Below are 16,176 nucleotides of genomic sequence, written 5' to 3'. Positions count from 1 at the left end.
CTGGCCAAGGTCACCTCGTCCCAGCGCCCTCAGGCGAGGGCGGGCTACGCAACTGTCAATTGCCGTAGCTTCATGCCGATGAATGCAGCGGTGGCACGCTGTTCACTCGGCCATGCCTCCCGGTCATACCAAGCCTCAAACTCCGCGGCCCAACTCTCCGCCCCCTGCAAGCCAGCGCTAGCCATCACTTCGCCGAGGAGTTCGACGCCCCGGCCCATTCCCTTTTTGCTCGCGCGCACTGCCAGGTCCACCAGTGGCGTTGGGTGTGCCGATGCATGTAGGTGCCGTCTTCGCGGCGTTCGAGATCGTCAATGCGCCTGGCATTGCGTGAGCTCAGGAAAAAGGTCTCGAATTCAGCCCGGGAGTTCGGCAGGGTATCGAGCGGCATGAGGCCTGATCGTAGTTGGGTGATGGTCTGAGTTTCGCGCTTCGACCGACGGCCGTCGCCGGGGACTGCCCGTAGAAAGCCCTGGGCGGCCGCTGGGGCGCGGGATACCGTCATCGCCGCGATACCGCGGCACATGCACGCCGGTGGCTAGCTCCTAGGTGCTGTTCAATGACGGTCATTGTCTCGGTCACCGCCGGCCCAGGCCATCGCCTTGAATGGGGAATCTGAGGGGGGTGTCTCCCCCATTGGGGGGATAGGGCCCGCTGGGCTCCCACCTGAGGGCGATACCCAATGCGTCTACGGCTTCGGACACTGGTGCCATCGCAGACAGCAGAACCGAGGCCAGAAATGCCCGCCATCAAACTCCCAGTCGCTGAACGCCGGGCCGCTGCCCGCAGGCTGCATGACGTGTGGCCCGATACCGTGCGCGAAGAGTTCAGGAAAGCTCAGTTCCTTGATGGAGTGGAGGTCAACGAAATGGACGACGAAGCTTGGCAGCAGTTGCTTGCGTGCTTCGAGGGCCGCCAGATTCGTTTCATCTGACGATTGCAGCCGCTGCCCGCGTCCCCCCACGCGGCCACCGCGGAAGCGTTCAATACCTGAATGGGAGAAGAGCGATGGCATTGTTCGAATTCAACCGCAGCTTTGGACCGGTGGCCGGCGTGGGCCAGCTGTCTTTTGAGCGGACGGACGGGATGGTCCGTGCGCGTGATGGCCAAGGGAAACTGGTAATGAGCATCCCCACCGGCCCGGGATTCGGCGAGCGTCTGGCGACAGCGTTCTATGAATACCGGAAGGGAATGCAGGAGACGGCACTCCGCACGCCTGCTAAGCAGGGACTCAGCCATTTGACGCCGCGCTGAACCTCAGGCGCAGCCCGGCCATGTTGTCGATCCCTGAAGGGGTAGAGTTGCGACGGGCCTTCCGGCCCCCTGCTTTTCCTCCCTAAGCAGGCGCCTGTCGTGACAGCGAAGGCGACTTCCACCCCGGCCAAGCGCCGGGGCTCTTTTTTGCGGCGCCCGTGCGACACGCCGGACCGGCGCTACCGCGGCAAATCCTTAGCGCTTCCCCATTCCCGAATTCTTCGCAGCGCCGCGTGATGAAGCTGGGAGACGCGGCCCTTCGTCAGACCCATGTCGAACGCGATTTCTTCGAAGGTGTGGAGCTGAAAGTAATGCGTGAAAACGACGCGGCGCTCTGGCGCTGGCAGGCGCTCGACGACATTGACGATTTGGCGCAGGGCTTGCTTCCGCTCTAGACCCACGTAGGTCTCGTCTGGGACGGTGGGCCCTACGCTGTTGTCTAGGTCGTCTTCGTCTTCAAGCTCAGCAAGGAGGGGGACGGAGCTAGTGGTCACGCCGCAAGTTTCTGCTATTCGCCCAGTCTTGTTGGATTGGGGCAAAGCCTGAGTTGGGCTCCTCCGCACCAGGACGCAGGACGGCTGCGCGCGGCGATGCACATGGATGACGACGCCGAGCTGCCGTTTTGATCTCGGAATCAGACTTGGCAGCTTGCCGCCTTTCTGCCGTGCGCGCTGATGCATAGGACGTAGGTCTACTGCGCGGCGCAACTCGCCACCCAGCACGCCGTCAGTCGACGACCGTCTCTTCGACCCCGGCACGGGTGAGCATCTCGTACAACTCGGAGATGCGTTGCCGCGCTCCGCGGTGCTCGCAGAACAGAAAGACAGCTCGCTGCTTGGCACGCGACAAAGCCACAAAGAAGGTCGCGATGCCCTCCGGGTTCCCTGGTGTGTGGGCCCACCAGGACCGGTCGTCCAGGCCGACGAAGAAGACCGTGTCGTACTCCAGCCCCTTGCTCTTGTGCACCGTCATCATCGGGATGTCGTGAGCGCCGACGAAGCGGTCGATGCATGCTGGCCACGACCCCGCCTCGCAGGCCGATTGCTGCAGGTGCAGCGAGAACGCCTCCATCATCACTTCGAGCAAGTCGTTGCGCGTGTAGGCGCTAAAGGCAGCCTTAAGTGCAGGCACGCCCAGGAACTCAAAGATCCGACGCGAGATCTCTTCTGCCAATTCAGTGGATGGCACCTGGTCGCGGATGTCCCGCCCCAACTCGCCCAGGAACTGCTGCAGGTCGCGGTCGGCCCGGGCGCGAAGCAGCTCATCATCTTCTTCAGCACCCCTGACCGCGTAGACGGCGCCGGAGAGCGTCGACCAGGCTGCTGCGCTGCGCTGCCCCGTCGCAAGCCGCAGGGCACACAACGCGACCGAAGCCGCGTCGTCGACCATTAGATCCTGCACATTGGTCCTGCCAACCGCCCGGCTTTCGTTGCGCAGGCTGAGGCCCAGTGCAGCAAACGCTGGCTGCAGTTCTTCCTCGAACTGATCGGCCCTCTGCCGCACCAACAGCACATAGTCGCGAGGCTGCTTGCGGCGAGCAGCCATGTCCGCCGCAATCCACTCGGCAAGGCGCTGCTGCTCCACGATGGTCGAGCGACTGCGCCACACCTGAACAACGTCCCGATCAAGCTGGCCTGGCGCCTGAGACTGGATCAATGGCGAGTGCGGGTCTAGCGCCTGGGCCACGAAGTGCTGCACGCGCACCAGCTCTGGCGACGACCTGAAGTTGAAGAGCAGGTTGACGCGCTGCGCGCCGAAGTCAGCCTCGAACCGCTCAAAGGCATCCTGGCGCGCACCGGCCCACCCCATGATCCGCTGCTTGTGGTCCCCAACCGCCGTAACGGTCGTGGCGCCGTGGCCGAACGCTGAGAGCAAGAAGTCGTACTGGGCAAACGTCGTGTCCTGGAACTCGTCCACGAACACGAAGGGATAGGTCATGCGCAGGGCGCGTGCGATCTTCTGATTGCCACGCACGATCAGTTCCGCCAGGCGATTCAAAGTAACGAAACTGAGCTTGGATGCGCGCGCACCGCGCAGCTGCCGCTGCAGCCAGTGATAGACCGCAAATTGCTCGGGAGTCACGGCCCCATCGGGCATCTCTATCGGCAGCCGAAGACCGCCCACGTTGAAGGTCTCGAACCACTCTGGGGCGAGGGCGGCAATCCCGGCCTGCAAAGCAGTTGGCGCCTGATCACGGATCTCGTTCAGCGCGTCCTCGAACATGCGCCTTGTAGGGAAGGCGATGTCGTAGGGCCGCGTCGGGCGCCAGATCTGCGGGATGACGGAGAGGAAGCGGTCGACCAGGCTCTTGGTGAACGCGTCGAAGGTGAGCGACGTGAACCTGCTGGACAGCTCGGGCGGGCAGCGCTTGCGCACGCGCGCCGCGAGGTTGGCGGCCGCGTCCGTCTTGAAGGAGATCGCGAGGATCTGCTTGGGTCCCTGGCACAGCCCGGCCTCCAACAGATAGGCCGCGCGCTGAGCCAGGAACTCCGACTTGCCAGCGCCGGGCCCGGCGACGACCAGCGTCGACGCCTGGCGCCGCAATGCCGTCCATGCATTGGGCTCCAGGTCCGGAATGCCTCGGGGACGCCACGCCTCGGGCGCGACCGGCTGCCAAGTCATCGCGCTACAGCTTGCTCAAGGTGGTCGACGACCCTGCGCAGCATGCGCTGCAACACCTGTGGCATGGCCCGTTCTAACTGCGCCGGATCAAGCCGGCTCAAGACTCGAACATGCGTGCTGGGCTTGCCGCGCCCAAGGAACAGGTATCTGTACCAGCGCAAAGGGTCGTCGTGCGCCACATCGTAGAAGGCCGGCGTACCGTCATCCCCAAGGACGGCGTCGCGCGCATTTCCGCGTTGCTGCGGCCCGCGCATCCCGACATCCAGCACGCGATAGGCCGCCGGATACGCCCAAAGCATGCAGTAGTCCAGGTCCAGCGGCCCAGAGAAGAAGACGTTAAAGTTCTCCAACCATGCCGTCCACCCCTGTAGGTTGGCAAAGTCACCCTGGGGTCCCGCGGCAATAAGCGCAAGGTTTGCGGCAGGGCCCTCTGGCCTGAGGTTCGCGCCGAACAGGCTCTCGCCGGTCACACCGACGCTCAGCAGCTGCTCGCATGCCGTCTTGATCCGGCCCAGGCCGCCGCCGCTGCGCCCCCAGTCGAGATCCAGCAAGGTCACGTACGGGATCTGCAAGCCCGACAGGAGTCGCCACAGGTGGTTCACGTGGCGGCCACCCAGCGGCACGACAGCGACAAATGAGCGATCGATCGGGAAGCCCATCGCTTTTGCCAGCAGCGGTAACACCACCTCCTCGGTGGCGCCTTCACCGAGGATCACGTAGCGGGCGAAGTACAGCTCCGGGTAGGCCCGCACGGCCTCACGGACGAACTTCGATGCGTCTTCATCGTCGGCCGGCAGGGTGATGCCACGCACCACGCTGCAGCGGTTGTCCAGGTCCAGCCTGAAATGACGCACGCTGCCAGGGTCGATGCGAGCAAGGATGCTGGGTGAATGGCTGGAGATGATGGCCTGGGCGTTGCTGCCTGCCGCGATCTCCAGCACCTGCTGAATGATCCGCGAGAGGTAGAACGGGGCCAGGTTGTTCTCGGGCTCTTCAAGCGCGATCAGCGTCAACACCGGAACGGCCACGCCGCCGTCCGCAAAGCCGCCCGGCGGGTTGCCGCCGGCGAGCTGCCTCTCGATGTCCAAGGTCGCAGCTGCCATGGCCAGATGAAACAGCGACCGCTGGCCGTCGCTGAGGTCTTCAAGCGCTCGGTCCTGCCCATGCTCGTCAGGGTGGAACACCACTTCGACTCGGCGGACAAACTCCTGCCAACGGGTGTCGACCGGCCTGAAGATCGGCTGGGCATCGGTGCCTGCCGAGTGCAGCTGCTGCCATCGCCGCGTCAATGCAGCGCTGATATTGGCCACCGCTGCCTCGCCAGCGAACGCAGCGTTGACCTCTGTGCCTGCGCCGGTCAGAGAATCCCTGACCTCCCCCGACCAGTCGATGGCGCGCCACAGTCGGCCGCGCACAAAAGCCGACACCTGGGAGGCACCGTCGCGGGTGGCTGGTATATAGAGAAGCTGGATCCGCGATCGGTCAGGGCCGCGCAACGGCTGCCGGTCGCCATCCTCAAAGGGGCCGAACGTCTGCACGGCAGAGTAGGTCTCGTCGATCGAGCCATCGAGCGTGCCGTCATCCGTCCAGGTCGCCTCCAGCCGCAGCCGAACCTTTAGGTGGCCGTTCTCCTCAGTCGCCATGTTCTTGAAGAACGCCGGCACGGCTGGGTTGTCGTCATCGGCGTCCAGTTCAGGGAAGGCAACGATGGCCTCGATGACCAGCATGCGGGCCGCAGGGCGCGCCGCTTCATTGAATGGCACGTGGAAGTCCTGTTTGCGCAGGCGGCGCTGTTCGGTCGTCACACCGAACATGCGCTGCAGGCCCTGAATCAGCGCTGTTTTGCCAACGCCGTTGTCTCCAATAAGGGCAACAAGGTCGGGGCCAAGCGCCACTGTGGTTCGAACAGGGCCAAAGCAGCGAAAGCCTTCCAGCTCAAGCCGTTCAATATGCATGACAGTCTCCCTGTGGCGCCGTGCAAGTCAGCGGCGTCATCGCTGTGCGTAAGCAGCAAGCGTAACCCGTCGACCGAGCTGCGCACGGGCGCTATGCGGCTTCGAGGTAGTGCTCGTAGTACGGGCGCTCGCGGTCGTCGAGGATGGTGCTCGTGCAAGAGCGGTACAAGGCGGCCGAGCCGCCGGCTGTGGGCGCGCAAGCCGGTCGAGTATCTGTAGATACTTGCGATATCAGACACCTGCTTCGGTCTTCCATGATCTGCAGTTGAAGATCTTTGCCGCCTACTTGCGTTCATGCTTGCAAAACACATCGCTCTATACATCGGGGCTCCGATTGAGCATGAGTCGGAACGGGCTGTGCTCGTCGAGCTATTGCGTTTGCTCGACACGTCGGGCGAGCACGCAACTGTTCTTGCCAACATCAATCTAAAGGGCCGGCAGTTGGATCTGGTGGTCGGCACTGATAGGCTGACGTTGGTACTTGAAGCCAAGGCCGGCATGGCACCCCTTCGCGGTTCGACGAATGGCTCGTGGGCAGCACTCACTCGATCAGGGCGTTGGAAGGTCACACGCAACATCTACGTGCAAGCCCTCGACGAGAAAAACGCCTTGCGTGACGCGATCCGGGAGCATCAGGGGGAAGTGACCGGATATCCGGCCGCCTACGTGGTGTTCGTTCCAGGATTGGCCGCAGGGTCGAACATCCCTTCGAACGACCACAAGGTTAGCCTCGGAGGTGTTGAGGGCCTGCCCGACCAACTCGCACAGCATTCTGGGCTCCGTTGCACCGCGGAGCAATGGCGTGGATTTGCCGACCAACATGGTCTTGAAAGAGTCTTCGACCATGCCAGCGCCTGGGACCAACGCCTTCTCGACGCACAGCGCACGCTCGAGCAATACGTAGCCGCCTTCACAGCAACGTATGCGCCGATGACCACTCAGTACAAGCACGACACGTACGACGCCGACGGCGAGACGCTGCGCGCGCCGGATATCGAGCGCCTGCTGCTCGAGAGGCGCGAGGATCTGTTGCTTCAGGGCCCTTCTGGCTGCGGGAAGTCGCTACTTTCATTGGTGCTTGCTAACCGACTATGTTCAAAGGGAGCGATTCCCGTAGTCGTGGAATGCAAGTCATTTGAAGGTCAGTTCGGGTCGGCGCTTGACAGAGAAGCCACCCTGCTCGATGTACCTTCTGCTCGGACCTTGTTGACCGCAGCTCGAACGCTGGGTCGGCCGATCGTCGTCCTCGTGGACGGCTACAACGAATGTCCATCGGAGCTGAGGGTACGACTGACTCGGACGCTACGGGCGGCATCGATGAAATTTGACGCGACGGTGATCGTCAGCTCGCAAATCGCCATTGACCGCGCCGACCTGCTTCCACTTCGAAAGGTATCCGTCGCCTCACCAAGTCAGGAGCTCAAGGTCCGCATTGCTGCCCTTGAAGCGGCCGCTGTCGAAATTCTTTCTCCCCTACTGCAGACAATTGCCACAGGCATGGAGGCCAGCCTGATAGGGCAGATGGGCCACGACGTGACACGGGTGTCGAGCAGATCCGCGTTATTTGACCGGTTCGTGCGGCACCGGCTCGGCGAGGTTGCAAGTCAAGGCATCACTCTGCTCTGTTGCGTGGCCGAACTGCTGTTCGAGCGCGTGACGTTCAGCCTCTCTATGCGCGAGGTAGACCGCATTCTGGTCCGAGAAAGACTTGGCGCCGAAGTGCTCCAAGAGGTGCGCCGCGCCGGTTTGCTTATCTCGCGCGGAGACCGCCTTTGTTTCGTCCATGAGATGTACTTGAATGCATTTGCGGCAGAAGCCATCGTGCGTCACGTCGGATCGGACGTCGAGGCCATGACCGGCGCGCTAGCGATGCCTCGGTTCAACGAACTCCGAGCATTTGTGGTGGGGGCAATTGAAGACGAAAAACTGCTTGCTCGCTTGCTGCGCGCAACCACTGACGCGACGTTGCTTCGAGCTTGCATGTTGGGAGAGTGCGGCGCCCATGCTGGTCAGGTCGTGAACAACGCAGTGGACGCCGTCATGGACCGTCTGAGGAGGGAGATTGAGGACGTTCGCTTCTTCATCTCTTCCGATCACATGTGGCAAATCGGCGTCGAGCCAAACAGTCAAGTTGGATGGACGGATAACGAGCGGGCTTTGCTGTCGGTGCTCTCGGCAGCAGTGATGCGAGGCCAGCGCTGCGAGCAGCTTCTCGAGTTGGTCGGCCTGCTCGATCAACGGCTGCGGGAAGAGTTCGCGCGACTTCGAAACGAAGCCGTTCAGAAGGAGATGAAGCTACTGCGAACCAGCCTATTCGCAGCGTCCTACGTTTTCGGCCAGCGCGAGCTAGGAATCTCGCTCGTCATGTCAGCCCTTCACAGCGGCAGCTTCGCAAGCTTCTCCGACAGCACCGAGCGGCGGGAGGCCCTGAAGCAGGTTTGGCGCGATGTAGCTACGTCGGGTCAGTTCTATTTGGCGCTGGCTCTATCCCACGTAGTACTCAGGTATCAGCAAGACGTCCTTGAGCTGGCGATCGAGCGCACCTTGCCACTGTTGGAGCTGGAGCGCTGGAAATCGCTTCCGTACCACCTTCAGCTAGACCTGATGAACTTCGTGCACTTTCTGCCGAGAGAAGACACGCCAGCGCCTGAGAAGCTAGCGCAAGCACTTGAGGCACTCTTGCCCGAGTTGCATCCGCTATTGCAGGGCATCGCCATCGAAGCTCTAAGCGGCCTGGGAGCGATGGACAGTGAGTTGCAAGCCCACGAGGCGCAGGTTCGGCAAGAGATCTCGCGACTCCTAGACAACCCCGACATCGAGAACTCGGCGGAGGTTGCTTGGGGCATCTATAACGGGCAATTCGATCATCCCTTTGACACCGCCTACATCAACGCAATCGAAGACTTGTCGGATGCGCAACACCGTGCATTGATGCGCCTGGCCTGCGCAGGCGCCAACGAGAACAGCTTCTTTCTTGGCTCGCTGATTGAGAAGCTTGCTCGTGACCCAGACCCTCTTGCAGCACCGCCAATCACGCGCTGGGCGCGTCTGCCAGACCCGAGTTCAAGCATGCGACAGAACGCGATTGAGGTCTTCATCACAGCTCTTACGGCATTGGGGCACCTTCAAACTGATCTGCCCGCCGACATTTGCCCAATGGGAATCGGCGTGCGAGAGGACACGATGTCCGCTTGCGGTCTCCTCTACTACTGGATGGGGCGGCATGCCGAGGCAACTGCGATTGCAGAGCCGATGGTAAAGGTGGCATTCGACACACTCGCCGCCAACCCTTCACTAGCGGTCGGCGTGCTGTCCGACATCTCGCGATCGATGATGAACACAAACCGACGCGGTGTCCTTATCGTGAACACCTTCCCCGAACGGTCAGTGTTGCTCGCCCGTGCCGCCCTTCAGAGCGGAAGTTCAATGCAGGGTTACTTCCCCGGCCCCGCATTTTTCGGAGAAGACGATGCCGAGCGGTTTGCGATCTCGATTATCGAAGCCCATGGGACTGCCGACGATCTCGAACTGCTGCGGACTTTTGCCGACCACGCCGGTCTCTCGGGAGTCGCCCGCAAGGCACTTGCAGCCATCGAGTCAAGGGCGACGTCAGATGCTGGTGGTCAAAGACGAACTTCCGCAAGTGGGCGACTCCATTGATCTACAGCTCGACCTCACAAAGGCAACCCAGTCAAGTGGCCTCGAGATAGTGCTCGCAGTACGGATGCTTCACGGTCGTCGAGGATGACCATGGCAACCGACGATTGACCTCGGACTTAAGGTACTGAATTGCCCTCAAGAGAAATCCAGGCTGCGTACGCTGAGTTCACTGCAGCCGCTGCAATGGTGGCGCATGAGCAGGGGCTTGTGCATCGGCTGATACGACGTGAGGCCGACTTTCTGCGAGAACAGCAGACTCAGGCCGCCGCGATGCATTTTTCCGGAGGGCCTGTGCATCAAAGCATGGTCTTCCGCGAGATGCGGCAGCGCCGGCCAATCTTCTACGCTTCTTCTGAGCCGAGCTACGACGAACTGATTTTTAGCCTCACAGTCAGCCACAACCGCCAGTATCAATGGCTGCTAGCCGAGGCCTTCGAGCTATTCGAGACCTTCGTGCTTGACGCGATGGCCTGTGCTGGTGCCAAGGACCCATCGGTTTGGGATCAACAGGACCTCAGAAGGATGGGGGCTTACGCGGGCCAGGATGCAGCGTGGTGGGTCGCTCAGGCGCGCGCATTGAAGCATCCCCCGCCCACAGCGGTAGCACTGAATCGTCTACGACAGCTTCCCGGTGTGCGCCAGCTTGAAGAAAACAACGCGCATCAGGTGGACTTCAGGCTCGTCCTTCAAATGATCGAGCGGATGAGGCACGTGATAGTGCACAACCGCGGACAGGTCAATAGCAAAGATGAGTTCGCAACCGGCGTGCTCAGGGATCTGGGAATGCTTTCCGGTGGCCGGCCAAGACCCGAGGACGCCGCCTTCATCGGGCAATTTGTCGGCAACGGCAAATTGAAGAACACCATCCTTCTGCTCGAATATCCCCTGGCTTCAGAAGGCCCGGGCACGACATACATCGACGTGTGGGATCACCTACTTGGGTGGATGCTTTCCTACGCGCACATGTTGTCAGAGCGACTGTAGGACGGCCGAGCAGAAGGAGAGGGCTAAAGAGTAGCTGGTGTCCTAACATTTCGCATGACCAAGGCCCCGAAGCCCACCAGTGAGTCGAGTGTGGAGCTCGAGTTCAAGCCCTTTCTCCGGCTTGGAAAGTACCTGTCGGACGACTTCATCCGCATTGCTGAAGAGCTGCTGTTTCTTGTGGGTCACTTCGGGCTAAGCCATACGCCGACAGCGCCCAGCAATGAAGAAGAGTGGCGCCATTTTTTTTGTCGGGTACATGAAGGTTGGAAGCTGGCACAGACCAAGATTGCCAACCTGCTGATTGACGCGTTAGGTCGAGACGTGACAGCGCGCGCGAACATCAAAGAGCAGCACCGCTCGCGCAACAAGGCTGGGCAACTTGAGGCAAAGCGCGAGGCACAGCGAATTGCCATAGAAATCCGTGTCCTGCGCCGGATGCTTGACGTCATTCTTTGGACGATCGTCAGCGGAGAACATGCGACGCTGCGTCGCCTGTTCGTCGTCGACGGCGCTCATAGCCTCTCAGCTAAGAACATCAGCGAGGGAATGTCGGTTGCAGACTCAATCAACGCGGAGCCCCTTCTCATGGCGGTATGCACCGACATGCTTTCGCTCGTACACGTTGGCGACTTGCTGGTGTCCGACCGGTTAAGGGGCGGCATTTCTTTTATCGAGCTAAAGGCCGGCGCAAAGAATCTTGAGATCAGCGAAGCGGCGCAGTTTGCAGTTCAGTCCGGTTGCCAGAAGTTCGACGACCTCACTCGCGCAGAGATGTCGGTGAAAGACGCCAAACATTACGAGCGAGTCAAGCGGCAAGCAGAGAGAAACAAGCAGATCATCGAAACCATCGTGAACGAAGTCGGCATTGACCAGAACACCGGCGCCAATGTGCGTGTCAGCTCGGTTGCGTCGCCAATGCTCAACTGGGCTCAGCAAATCGTCGATTGCTATGAGCAGCTTGGGCCGACAAAGAAATGGGCGATCACAACTGTTGATGAGTGCGTCTACGTTGGCGTTTACAGCGATCAGCGCTCTGCCTTCGTTGGATTTTCTAGCTGGATGAAGGTGATGAAATGCACATCACGAATCTACAACTTGACAGACTCTTTCAAGATGCCATGGGCCCGTCCGCTCGGTGCAATGATGCTGCCTCTGGAGTTGCAGAAGCTCATCATGCGAGGAGAGATCTTGGTGATGATCTGCTTTGATGTGGCGGCAATGATCGAGGCCGTGAATGAGTGGCAGCCCGGCTTCTTAAGCTTAGCCACAGCCCGTGAAACGGCAGATGCTCGACGCGGTGGCTACGAAAGCCTGGAGGTGGGAGGTCGAATAGTCAAAGCGACCCGTGACTCGCATAGCTGGCACATCGGCGCCGGTTTGCGGGACCGTGTTGTCTTCGACCAGCAAAGTCCGCTGCAGTTCATGGAGCATCAGTGGGAGTCGATGGCAAACGAATTGGCAGACATCGCAGCCGCGTCAGTCCCGGGGCCAAACATCGGCGATCGCTCGCCTAGGTAGTGTGGCGAAGCGACTGTTCGCCGTTCGATGGCCTAGCCTACCGGGAGCCCTTAGATCGATCGCGGGCGGCCTAGTCACTTTCACATGGTGCACTAGCACTTTGGGCTTTCCCAACCGCCTATTTGGCGGCAAGCATTCGGGGAGAAGCGCGAGGGGTTCTGACTAGCAGCTGTGGATAACTCTTCGTCCCCCTGCACCCCCTCAGCCCCGTACAGACAAATCGCTCAACACCTAACACCGAGTTCATCGAGGAAGAGCACGCCATGCTGGGCCAGCGAGATCTCGCCCGGCCGCGGGGGCGAGCCGCCGCCCACCAGGGCCACGCTGGAGGCCGAGTGGTGGGGCGAGCGCAGCGGGCGCTGGCCCCAGCGTTCGATGTCGAACTGGCCGGCCAGGCTGTGCACGGCGGCGGATTCCAGCGCGGCTTCCTCGTCCAGCGCCGGCAGCAGTCCCGCCAGGCGCTGGGCCAGCATGGACTTGCCGGTGCCGGGCGGCCCCACCATCAGCAGGCTGTGGCCACCGGCTGCGGCGATCTCGAGCGCCCGCTTGGGGCCGGCCTGGCCCTTGATGTCGGCCAGGTCGGGCAGGCCGCGCGCGGCTTCGCGGGGCAGGGCGGCGGCACGTGGCAAGGCCTCGCCCTCGGGCTGCAGCGCGGCGACGACGTCGAGCAAATGGCGGGCATGCCTGACCATCACGCCGTCGACCAGGGCCGCTTCGGCGGCGCTGTCTTCAGGCAGCAGCAACTCTCTGTCGCCACCGTCCTGGCGCATGGCCAGGGCCATGGCGAGGGCGCCGCGCACCGCGCGCAGCTCTCCCGCCAGCGACAGCTCACCCGCGCATTCGAAGCGCGCGAGCCTGACCGCATCGATCTGGCCATTGGCGGCCAGCAGGCCCAGAGCCATGGGCAGGTCGAAGCGCCCGCCTTCCTTGGGCAGGTCGGCCGGCGCCAGGTTCACGGTGATGCGCTTGTTTGCCGGAAACGACAGGCCACTGTTCTGCAGCGCCGCCCGCACACGCTCGCGGGCCTCCTTGACCTCGGTGTCCGCCAGACCGACGACGGTGAACGAAGGCAGGCCGTTGGCGAGATGGACCTCCACCGTGACCGGCGCGGCGGCGAGGCCATCGAGGGCGCGGCTGTAGACGGTGGCGAGGCTCATCGGTGGGTGGGCGGCTGGCCGGTGGCGGACGGCTCCGGCATCAGAGCCCCCAGGGGTGGCGGTCCAGTCTAGCCGCCGGTCAGGAGGGAGTCGGCCCAGTGCTTCTCCCATGAATGCACCAGTTTCGTGCGACGCTTCGCCGATGTTGGATCCAGTTTGGTGCAAACGCCTGACTTGAGGGCGTCTTCGTCCCAGATCCGTGCAGGGTGACAAGGTGTGACGCTTGGCACGGAAGCTGCAAACACCCCGGCCGGACCGTATTCCACCCACTTTCTTACTCAGGAGCTCCGCCATGAAGTTGTCCCCTTCGCTGATCGCACTCGCGCTGTCCGCGGTCGCCCTGCCCGCGTTCGCCGATGAGCCGGCGCCGGACCCCTTGTCGTTCAACGTCGGCGTCGTCAGCGAATACCGCTACCGCGGCATCTCCCAGTCGCGTCTGAAGCCGGCCTTGCAGGGCGGCATCGACTACGCCGCGCCGAGCGGCTTCTATGTCGGCGCTTGGGCATCGACGATCAAATGGATCAAGGACGCCGGTGGTGACGGCCAGGTCGAGGTCGACCTGTACGGTGGCTACAAGGCCGAAGTCGCCAAGGGACTGACGCTGGACCTCGGCGTGCTGCAGTACTACTACCCCAGCAACAAGCTGCCCACCAGCGCCAACACCTTCGAAATCTACGGTGCACTCAGCTACGGCCCCGTGACGGCGAAGTACTCCAACACCAACGGCACCAACCTGTTCGGCGTGCCGGGCACCAAGTACAGCGGCTACTTCGACGTGTCGGCCAATTTCGACCTGGGCGATGGCATGACGCTGACGCCGCACGTCGGCCATCAGACGATGCGCCACGTACCCGCCGGCTCCTACTCCGACTACTCGCTGACGCTGGCCAAGGATTTCTCCGGCCTGGTGCTCAGCGCCGCCGTCATCGGTACCGATGCCGACAAGAGCTTCTACGCCAGTCCCGCCAACGGCAAGTTCATGGGCAAGACCTCGCTGGTCGTCGGCCTGAAGAAGACCTTCTGATTACTGGAGCGCGACATGAAACTGATCACTGCCGTCATCAAGCCCTTCAAGCTCGACGAGGTGCGTGAGGCCCTGAGCGCCATCGGCGTGCAGGGGCTGACGGTCACCGAGGTCAAGGGCTTTGGCCGCCAGAAGGGCCATACCGAGCTGTACCGCGGCGCCGAGTACGTCGTGGACTTCCTGCCCAAGGTCAAGATCGAGGCCGCCGTGAACGACGACGTCGTCGAACGCGTCATCGAGGCCATCGAGTCCTCCGCCCGCACCGGCAAGATCGGTGACGGCAAGATTTTCGTGTCGCCGCTGGATCAGGTCGTACGCATCCGCACCGGCGAAACCGGCAATGACGCGCTCTGACGCGTCGCACCACCACCCGTTGGAGACCACTCAAATGAAGAAATTCCTTGCCGGCCTCGCCCTGGCGGCGGCCGTGCTGGCGCCGGCCGCGACCTGGGCCCAGGATCCAGCCGCCTCGGCGGCGGCCACCGCAGCGCCCGCTGCAGCGTCCGCGGTCGATGCCGCTCCGGCCGCGGCCGCCGCGTCGGCACCCGCCGAAGCCGCCTCGGCTGCTGCCCCTGCGCCCGTGCCCAACAAGGGCGACACCGCCTGGATGATGCTGTCCACCCTGCTCGTCATCCTGATGACGGTGCCGGGCCTGGCCCTGTTCTACGGCGGCCTGGTGCGCAGCAAGAACATGCTGTCGGTGCTGATGCAGGTCATGGTCGGCTTCTCGCTGATCGTCGTGCTGTGGTTCCTCTACGGCTACAGCTTCGCGTTCACCGAGGGCAACAAGTTCATCGGCGGCACGGATCGCCTGTTCATGAAGGGCATCTGGGACAACGTTGCAGGCACCTTCGCCACCGGCGCCACCTTCAGCAAGGGCGTGCCGATGTACGAGATGGTGTTCGCCGCCTTCCAGGCCACCTTCGCCGGTATCACCGCCTGCCTGATCATTGGTGCCTTCGCCGAGCGCATCAAGTTCTCGGCCGTGCTCGCCTTCCTGACGTTGTGGTTCACGTTCAGCTACCTGCCGATCGCCCACATGGTCTGGTTCTGGATGGGTCCGGATGCCTACACCGCCAAGGAAGTCGCCGATGCGATGAACGAAAAGGCGGGCATGATCTGGCAGTGGGGCGCGCTGGACTTCGCCGGCGGTACCGTGGTGCACATCAACGCCGCCGTCGCGGGCCTGGTGGGTGCCTATATGGTCGGCAAGCGCGTCGGCTACGGCAAGGAGCAGTTCACGCCGCACAGCCTGACCCTGACCATGGTCGGCGCCTCGCTGCTGTGGGTCGGCTGGTTCGGCTTCAACGCCGGCTCCGCGCTGGAAGCCAACGGCTTCGCCGCCCTGGCCTTCATCAACACCTTCGGCGCCACCGCCGCCGCCGTGCTGGCCTGGTGCGTGGGTGAAGCCCTGCTCAAGGGCAAGGCCTCCATGCTGGGTGCCGCTTCGGGTGCCGTCGCCGGCCTCGTGGCCATCACGCCTGCCGCCGGCAACGTCGGCATCGGTGGTGCCCTGGTCATCGGCATCGTCGCCGGCTTCGCCTGCCTGTGGGGTGTGTCCGGCCTGAAGAAGATGCTGCGTGCGGACGACTCCCTGGACGTGTTCGGCGTCCACGGCATCGGCGGTATCGTCGGCGCCCTGCTGACGGGTGTGTTCGCCTCGCCCAACCTGGGCGGCCCGAGCGCCATGGGCGACTGGGTCACCGCAACCATGATCACGCCGGCCGACTTCTCCATCGCCGGCCAGGTCTGGATCCAGACCAAGGCCGTGATCGTCACCATCCTGTGGTCGGGCATCGTCTCCTTGGTGGCCTACAAGCTGGTCGACATGACCATCGGCCTGCGCGTCACGGAAGAGGAAGAGCGCGAAGGCCTGGACATCTCGTCGCACGGCGAGACGGCGTACCACAAGTGATGTGAAGCCGAGGGGCCGGCCGCGCCGGCCCCTGGTTCACGTCGAGCCGCCCCCCGGGGCGGCTTTTCTTTTGGGCCCCCAGGCCGGCCG

12 protein-coding genes and 1 pseudogene are annotated in these 16,176 nt (G+C 62.7%); 8 read left to right on the top strand and 5 right to left on the bottom strand.

Going from position 1 to position 16,176, the window contains the following annotated elements; genetic code table 11:
- Nucleotides 1–184: 184 nt before the first annotated feature.
- The gene (locus J2X20_RS13785; RefSeq protein ID WP_310265666.1) at nucleotides 185–388 is read right to left on the bottom strand and encodes a hypothetical protein; all 204 of its coding nucleotides are present in this window, start codon (nucleotides 386–388) and stop codon (nucleotides 185–187) included.
- 348 nt (nucleotides 389–736) lie between these two features.
- Here J2X20_RS13785 and J2X20_RS13780 point away from each other — a divergent pair, with 348 nt between their 5' ends.
- Both J2X20_RS13780 and J2X20_RS13775 read left to right on the top strand, forming a co-directional pair.
- Nucleotides 737–931, top strand: a complete 195-nt coding sequence (locus J2X20_RS13780; RefSeq protein WP_310265664.1) for a hypothetical protein — start codon at nucleotides 737–739, stop codon at nucleotides 929–931.
- 74 nt (nucleotides 932–1,005) lie between these two features.
- Nucleotides 1,006–1,251, top strand: coding sequence for a hypothetical protein (locus J2X20_RS13775; RefSeq protein WP_310265662.1), 246 nt, complete (start codon nucleotides 1,006–1,008; stop codon nucleotides 1,249–1,251).
- Nucleotides 1,252–1,430: 179 nt separating this feature from the next.
- On the opposite strand, the gene J2X20_RS29480 is transcribed toward J2X20_RS13775, so the two are convergent.
- The 3 genes from J2X20_RS29480 to J2X20_RS13760 are packed head-to-tail and all read right to left on the bottom strand — an operon-like array spanning nucleotide 1,431 to nucleotide 5,828.
- Nucleotides 1,431–1,931, bottom strand: coding sequence for a sigma-70 family RNA polymerase sigma factor (locus J2X20_RS29480; RefSeq protein ID WP_409034164.1), 501 nt, complete (start codon nucleotides 1,929–1,931; stop codon nucleotides 1,431–1,433).
- 46 nt (nucleotides 1,932–1,977) lie between these two features.
- A complete protein-coding gene (locus J2X20_RS13765; RefSeq protein ID WP_310265659.1) occupies nucleotides 1,978–3,873 on the bottom strand; it encodes a UvrD-helicase domain-containing protein in 1,896 nt (631 codons plus the stop codon).
- A complete protein-coding gene (locus J2X20_RS13760; RefSeq protein WP_310265657.1) occupies nucleotides 3,870–5,828 on the bottom strand; it encodes an ATP-dependent nuclease in 1,959 nt (652 codons plus the stop codon). Before J2X20_RS13760 ends, J2X20_RS13765 begins: the two co-directional genes overlap by 4 nt.
- A gap of 294 nt (nucleotides 5,829–6,122) precedes the next feature.
- Here J2X20_RS13760 and J2X20_RS13755 point away from each other — a divergent pair, with 294 nt between their 5' ends.
- The 3 genes from J2X20_RS13755 (at nucleotide 6,123) to J2X20_RS13745 (ending at nucleotide 11,990) form a co-directional block, all read left to right on the top strand.
- The gene (locus tag J2X20_RS13755) at nucleotides 6,123–9,488 is read left to right on the top strand and encodes a nuclease-related domain-containing protein (protein ID WP_310265655.1); all 3,366 of its coding nucleotides are present in this window, start codon (nucleotides 6,123–6,125) and stop codon (nucleotides 9,486–9,488) included.
- A gap of 129 nt (nucleotides 9,489–9,617) precedes the next feature.
- Nucleotides 9,618–10,472, top strand: coding sequence for a hypothetical protein (locus J2X20_RS13750; RefSeq protein ID WP_310265654.1), 855 nt, complete (start codon nucleotides 9,618–9,620; stop codon nucleotides 10,470–10,472).
- Between the two features lie 54 nt (nucleotides 10,473–10,526).
- Nucleotides 10,527–11,990: a hypothetical protein gene (locus tag J2X20_RS13745; protein WP_310265652.1), complete on the top strand. Its 1,464-nt coding sequence runs from the start codon at nucleotides 10,527–10,529 to the stop codon at nucleotides 11,988–11,990.
- A 239-nt stretch (nucleotides 11,991–12,229) separates the two neighbouring features.
- Here the strand turns inward: J2X20_RS13745 and J2X20_RS13740 are convergent.
- Nucleotides 12,230–13,147: pseudogene (locus J2X20_RS13740) on the bottom strand (YifB family Mg chelatase-like AAA ATPase); the annotation flags it as partial.
- A gap of 292 nt (nucleotides 13,148–13,439) precedes the next feature.
- Here J2X20_RS13740 and J2X20_RS13735 point away from each other — a divergent pair.
- The 3 genes from J2X20_RS13735 to amt are packed head-to-tail and all read left to right on the top strand — an operon-like array spanning nucleotide 13,440 to nucleotide 16,086.
- Complete coding sequence (locus tag J2X20_RS13735; protein WP_310265650.1) at nucleotides 13,440–14,171, top strand: TorF family putative porin; 732 nt, start codon at nucleotides 13,440–13,442, stop codon at nucleotides 14,169–14,171.
- Nucleotides 14,172–14,186: 15 nt separating this feature from the next.
- Nucleotides 14,187–14,525: a P-II family nitrogen regulator gene (gene glnK, locus J2X20_RS13730; protein ID WP_056192325.1), complete on the top strand. Its 339-nt coding sequence runs from the start codon at nucleotides 14,187–14,189 to the stop codon at nucleotides 14,523–14,525.
- Nucleotides 14,526–14,559: 34 nt separating this feature from the next.
- Nucleotides 14,560–16,086, top strand: a complete 1,527-nt coding sequence (gene amt / locus J2X20_RS13725; RefSeq protein WP_310265640.1) for an ammonium transporter — start codon at nucleotides 14,560–14,562, stop codon at nucleotides 16,084–16,086.
- Nucleotides 16,087–16,176: the final 90 nt, after the last annotated feature.

Origin of the sequence: Roseateles saccharophilus (assembly GCF_031458095.1) — a bacterium.
Taxonomy (GTDB): Bacteria; Pseudomonadota; Gammaproteobacteria; order Burkholderiales; family Burkholderiaceae_C; genus Pelomonas; species Pelomonas saccharophila_A.
The sequence above is the reverse complement of the archived record's forward strand: the minus strand, read 5'-3'. Positions and strand labels throughout refer to the sequence as shown.

Coding starts and splice junctions, on each gene's coding strand:
- J2X20_RS13785 (WP_310265666.1), bottom strand. CDS start 388: ATGCCGCTCGATACCCTGCCGAACTCCCGGGCTGAATTCGAGACCTTT.
- J2X20_RS13780 (WP_310265664.1), top strand. CDS start 737: ATGCCCGCCATCAAACTCCCAGTCGCTGAACGCCGGGCCGCTGCCCGC.
- J2X20_RS13775 (WP_310265662.1), top strand. CDS start 1,006: ATGGCATTGTTCGAATTCAACCGCAGCTTTGGACCGGTGGCCGGCGTG.
- J2X20_RS29480 (WP_409034164.1), bottom strand. CDS start 1,931: ATGCATCAGCGCGCACGGCAGAAAGGCGGCAAGCTGCCAAGTCTGATT.
- J2X20_RS13765 (WP_310265659.1), bottom strand. CDS start 3,873: ATGACTTGGCAGCCGGTCGCGCCCGAGGCGTGGCGTCCCCGAGGCATT.
- J2X20_RS13760 (WP_310265657.1), bottom strand. CDS start 5,828: ATGCATATTGAACGGCTTGAGCTGGAAGGCTTTCGCTGCTTTGGCCCT.
- J2X20_RS13755 (WP_310265655.1), top strand. CDS start 6,123: ATGCTTGCAAAACACATCGCTCTATACATCGGGGCTCCGATTGAGCAT.
- J2X20_RS13745 (WP_310265652.1), top strand. CDS start 10,527: ATGACCAAGGCCCCGAAGCCCACCAGTGAGTCGAGTGTGGAGCTCGAG.
- J2X20_RS13735 (WP_310265650.1), top strand. CDS start 13,440: ATGAAGTTGTCCCCTTCGCTGATCGCACTCGCGCTGTCCGCGGTCGCC.
- glnK (WP_056192325.1), top strand. CDS start 14,187: ATGAAACTGATCACTGCCGTCATCAAGCCCTTCAAGCTCGACGAGGTG.
- amt (WP_310265640.1), top strand. CDS start 14,560: ATGAAGAAATTCCTTGCCGGCCTCGCCCTGGCGGCGGCCGTGCTGGCG.